3 protein-coding genes, 1 rRNA gene and 1 pseudogene are annotated in these 3,915 nt (G+C 73.2%); 4 read left to right on the forward strand and 1 reads right to left on the reverse strand.

Features of this window, described 5'->3' with window-relative positions; translation table 11 throughout:
• From EBM89_RS21585 to EBM89_RS19865, 4 genes and pseudogenes are all read left to right on the forward strand, one after another.
• A pseudogene (locus EBM89_RS21585) lies at window positions 1–636 on the forward strand (maltokinase N-terminal cap-like domain-containing protein); the annotation flags it as partial.
• Window positions 637–714: 78 nt separating this feature from the next.
• Window positions 715–2,898: a 1,4-alpha-glucan branching protein GlgB gene (gene glgB, locus EBM89_RS19855; protein WP_122151310.1), complete on the forward strand. Its 2,184-nt coding sequence runs from the start codon at window positions 715–717 to the stop codon at window positions 2,896–2,898.
• Between the two features lie 64 nt (window positions 2,899–2,962).
• A complete protein-coding gene (locus tag EBM89_RS19860; RefSeq protein ID WP_147463643.1) occupies window positions 2,963–3,262 on the forward strand; it encodes a hypothetical protein in 300 nt (99 codons plus the stop codon).
• A 68-nt stretch (window positions 3,263–3,330) separates the two neighbouring features.
• Window positions 3,331–3,681, forward strand: a complete 351-nt coding sequence (locus tag EBM89_RS19865) for a YdeI/OmpD-associated family protein (RefSeq protein WP_122151312.1) — start codon at window positions 3,331–3,333, stop codon at window positions 3,679–3,681.
• A gap of 133 nt (window positions 3,682–3,814) precedes the next feature.
• Here the strand turns inward: EBM89_RS19865 and rrf are convergent.
• Window positions 3,815–3,915, reverse strand: a 5S ribosomal RNA gene (gene rrf / locus EBM89_RS19870); the annotation flags it as partial.

The following is a 3,915-nucleotide window of genomic DNA, read 5'->3' on the forward strand; positions in this document are numbered from 1 at the left end:
CGCCCCGCGGACCGCGTGGCGTCCGCCGCCGGGACGGCCGGCGACAGCGAGGCCGGTGCTCGCGGGGCCGGGCGGCACGCCGCCGGGGGTGTCGACACCGGGCTCGTGCCCGCCGCCGTCGCGGTGGCCGGGGCGCTCGGCGACCGGTACGCGTGGGCCGTCGCCTCCGTCCCGCAGCTCGAGGAGCACGCTGACGCCGTCGCCGCCCTCGCGGAGCGCACCCGGTACCTCGCCGAGGTCCCGGACCGCCAGCGGGTCCACGGCGACCTGCACCTCGGCCAGGTGCTGCGCGGCGACGGCACGTGGTTCGTCCTCGACTTCGAGGGCGAGCCCCTGGTCCCCGTCGCCCAGCGCACCCGCCCCGACCTCGCCCTGCGCGACGCCGCGGGGATGCTACGGTCGTTCGACTACGCCGCGGCGGTCGGCGGCGCGCCCGCCGCCTGGACCGAGGTCGCGCGCACCGCGTTCCTCCAGGGGTACTCCGCCGAGACCCCCGACCTCGACCCCGGCGCCCGCGCGCACCTGCTGCGCGTCCTCGAGCTCGACAAGGCGCTGTACGAGGCCGTCTACGAGGCCCGCAACCGCCCGTCCTGGCTGCCGATCCCGCTGCGGGCCGTGGAGCGGCTGGTCGGCTGACCGCGCGCCGCCGTGCCGGTGGCGTGCCACCCGCGCGGTCTGGCTGCGGGAACGCCCCGGTGGTGGTTGGGTAGGGGCATGACCCGTCCGGCCGAGACGTCGCCCGTCACCGTCGACCACGACACGCTGCGCGCGGTCGCGTCGGGGGTCCACCACGACCCGCACTCCGTGCTCGGGGCGCACGTGACGCCCTCGGGGCTGGTGGTCCGCACCCTGCGGCCGCTCGCGGACGCCGTCGTCGTCGTCACCGCCGACGGCAGCACCCCCGCCGTGCACGAGCAGGACGGCATCTGGGTGGCGCTGCTGCGCGAGACCGAGGTCGTGGACTACCGCCTCGACGTCACCTACGGCGGCGAGACCACCCGCCTGGACGACCCGTACCGCTACCTGCCGACCGTGCAGGAGCTCGACCGGCACCTCATCCACGAGGGCCGCCACGAGCAGCTCTGGACCGTCCTCGGGGCGAACGTCCACCGCTACCCCGGCACCCTCGGCGACGTCGAGGGCACCGCGTTCGCCGTCTGGGCGCCCAACGCGCGCGCCGTCCGGGTCATCGGGGACTTCAACCACTGGCAGGGCGCCGCCCACGGCATGCGCTCCCTCGGGGAGTCCGGCGTCTGGGAGATCTTCGTGCCCGGCGTCGTCGCCGGTGCCCGCTACAAGTTCGAGATCCAGGGCCCGGACGGCGGGTGGCGCCAGAAGGCCGACCCGCTCGCCAAGGGCACCGAGGTCCCGCCGGCCACCGCCTCCGTCGTCGTCGAGTCGGGCTACACCTGGTCCGACGACGCCTGGCTGGACCAGCGCGAGTCCCGTGACCCGCACACCGGCCCCATGAGCATCTACGAGGTCCACCTCGGCTCCTGGCGGCAGGGGCTGTCGTACCGCGAGCTCGCCGAGCAGCTCACCGCCTACGTCGTGGACCTCGGCTTCACGCACGTCGAGCTGCTGCCCGTCGCCGAGCACCCCTTCGGCGGGTCCTGGGGCTACCAGGTGTCGTCGTACTACGCCCCGACCTCCCGGTTCGGGCACCCCGACGACTTCCGGTACCTCGTCGACACCCTGCACCAGGCCGGCATCGGCGTCCTGCTGGACTGGGTGCCCGCGCACTTCCCCAAGGACGAGTGGGCGCTCGCCCGGTTCGACGGCACCCCCCTGTACGAGCACCCCGATCCCATGCGCGGCGAGCAGCTGGACTGGGGCACCTACGTCTTCGACTTCGGGCGGAACGAGGTCCGCAACTTCCTCGTCGCCAACGCCACCTACTGGCTCGAGGAGTTCCACGCCGACGGCCTGCGCGTCGACGCCGTCGCGTCCATGCTCTACCTCGACTACTCCCGCGAGCCCGGGCAGTGGCGCCCGAACGTGCACGGCGGCCGCGAGAACCTCGAGGCCATCGCGTTCCTGCAGGAGGCCAACGCCACCGCCTACCGGCGCACCCCCGGCGTCGTCATGGTCGCCGAGGAGTCCACCGCCTGGCCCGGCGTCACCACCCCCACCGACCAGGGTGGGCTCGGCTTCGGCCTCAAGTGGAACATGGGCTGGATGAACGACACCCTCCGCTACCTCGCGGAGGCGCCCATCAACCGCCGGTACCACCACCACGAGGCGACCTTCTCGCTGGTGTACGCGTTCTCCGAGCAGTTCGTCCTGCCGATCAGCCACGACGAGGTCGTGCACGGCAAGGGTTCCCTCATGCGCAAGATGCCCGGGGACGACTGGCAGCAGCGCGCCGGCGTCCGCGCCCTGCTCGCCTACCAGTGGTCCCACCCCGGCAAGCAGCTGCTGTTCATGGGCAGCGAGTTCGCCCAGGGCACCGAGTGGGCCGAGTCCCGGTCCCTCGACTGGTACCTCCTCGACCACGAGCCGCACCGCGGCGTCCAGGCCGCCGTCCGCGACCTCAACGCGTTCTACCAGTCCCACCCCGCGCTGTGGGCGCTCGACCACGACCCCCAGGGGTTCGAGTGGATCGACGCCAACGACGCCGACCACAACGTCCTCGCCTACCTCCGGCGGGACGCCGAGGGCGGGGTCGTCGCGGTGGTCGTGAACTTCGCCGGGACCCCGCACGAGGACTACCGCCTCGCGCTCCCCTCCGGGGGCACCTGGGTCGAGGCCCTGAACACCGACGCGGCGGAGTACGGCGGCTCCGGTGTCGGGAACATGGGCCGCGTCGAAGCCCGTCCCGAGCCGCACCACGGGCGCGCGTTCTCCGCGACGGTGCGGGTGCCGCCCCTCGGCGTGCTCTACCTCGTCCCGGCCTGACGCGCGGCGCCTGTCCGTGCGCGTCATCCCCGCTGCCGTCGACGACGCCACCGAGGTGCGCGTCGTGCGCGGACAGGGGTACGACCCTCGCCACCGGCACGCCGTCCCCGTCCTGCACGTCGAGCGCGACCGCGAGCGGGTCCAGGCGATCATCCGGGCCATGGACGTGCTCGCCCCGTGGCAACCCTCCGCCTGGATGCAGGAGCCGGAGCAGTCCCTCGTGTTCCTTTCGGGTCGGGACCTGCGCCTAGAGGTCGGCCTCATCGGCGGGCTGTGGCTCCGCGTCCCCGACCTCGAGGAGCTAAGGATCGCCGACCCGGCATCGCTCGCGTCCCTCCTCCGCCCGTCGCCCGACCGCGGCTGACCTGCTACCGCGGCGCGCATCTGCGACGTGCGACGCCTGTGTCGGTGGGCGGTGCAACCCTCGCGGCCATGGGACACCTGACGCACGAGGGGTTGGCGGTGGTCGAGTTCCGGGACGCCGCGGAGCTCGACGCGTGGCTGGGCAGCGCCGACCGATCCGACGTGCCCGTCTGGGTACGGCTGCGTCGCACCCGGTCCGCGGTACCCAGCGTGACGTTCCACGAGCTGCTGAAGGCGGGGATCGCCCACGGGTGGAGCGAGAGCACCCGACACGGATACGACGCGGACTCGTACCTGCAGCGGTTCGGGCCACGGCGCACGCGCGGGACGACCAAGACGCGCAATCGCGAGATCGCTGACCGGCTCATCCGGGAGGGCCGGATGACGCCCGCGGGGATGCGGGCACTCGGCCGCACGTGATCCGCAGACGCACCGTCTGTCTCCCCGATCCGGGCTGTCGACACCACGTCACCCCGAACGGCCGTAAGCAACCACGAATGCCTCGGGAAACACGAAGAGCCACCCCGAACGGGGTGGCTCTTCGTGAATGGGTGTCCGGCGGCGTCCTACTCTCCCACACCCTGGCGAGTGCAGTACCATCGGCGCTGAGGGGCTTAGCTTCCGGGTTCGGAATGGGACCGGGCGTTTCCCCCT

It is taken from the genome of Cellulomonas triticagri (genome assembly GCF_003696205.1).
GTDB lineage: Bacteria > Actinomycetota > Actinomycetes > Actinomycetales > Cellulomonadaceae > Cellulomonas > Cellulomonas triticagri.